This is a genomic window from Pseudoroseomonas cervicalis ATCC 49957, assembly GCF_000164635.1.
GTDB lineage: Bacteria > Pseudomonadota > Alphaproteobacteria > Acetobacterales > Acetobacteraceae > Pseudoroseomonas > Pseudoroseomonas cervicalis.
In genome coordinates, this window is record NZ_GG771163.1 from 1 (window position 1) to 722 (window position 722).

The window sequence follows — 722 nt, forward strand, 5'->3', positions numbered from 1 at the left end:
GCCTGTCGGGCGGCGAGGCGCTGCGCCTGGCGCTGGCCCGCGCGCTCGCCGACCCTGCCGCGACGCTGGTGCTGGCCGATGAGCCCACCGCGCATCTGGACGCCGCCACGGCGGCCTCCCTGACCGAGACGCTGCTGGCGCTGTGCCAGGGCCGCACCCTGCTGCTGGCAACCCACGACCCCGCGCTGGCCGCGCGCATGGACCGGGTGATCACGCTATGACCGGCTTCGCCGCCTTCCGCCCCGTCCTTTCCCTGTTCTGGCGCGCCCAGCGCGGCCGGCTGCTGCTGGGCGCGGCGCTCGCGGGCCTGACGCTGCTGGCGGCCGTCGCGCTGCTCGGCCTGTCGGGCTGGTTCATCACCGCGACGGCGATCGCCGGGCTGTCGGCCACCGGCGCCATCGGCTTCGACGTGTTCCGCCCCGGCGCCGGCATCCGCGCGCTCGCGCTGCTGCGCACCGGCGGCCGCTATGGCGAGCGGCTGGTGACGCATGACGCGACGCTGGCCGTGCTGGCGGCGCTGCGCGAGCGGCTGTTCCGCGGCTGGGCCGCGCCCGGCGCCGCGCGCAGCCTGCTGGCCCGCCCCGCCCGGCTGCTGTTCCGCCTGACCGCCGATGTCGATGCGCTGGACGGGCTGTATCTGCGCATCCTGGTGCCGCTGGCCGGGCTGCTGGCGGTGGCGCTGGGCAGCGGCCTGGCGCTCGGCCTGCTGCATCCGGCGCTGG

At 77.6% G+C, this 722-nt stretch carries 2 pseudogenes; both read left to right on the forward strand.

From position 1 onward, the window contains the following. Window positions 1–221, forward strand: a pseudogene (locus HMPREF0731_RS22355) (thiol reductant ABC exporter subunit CydD); the annotation flags it as partial. Then, window positions 218–722, forward strand: a pseudogene (locus tag HMPREF0731_RS22360) (ABC transporter ATP-binding protein); the annotation flags it as partial. The pseudogenes HMPREF0731_RS22355 and HMPREF0731_RS22360, both read left to right, overlap by 4 nt.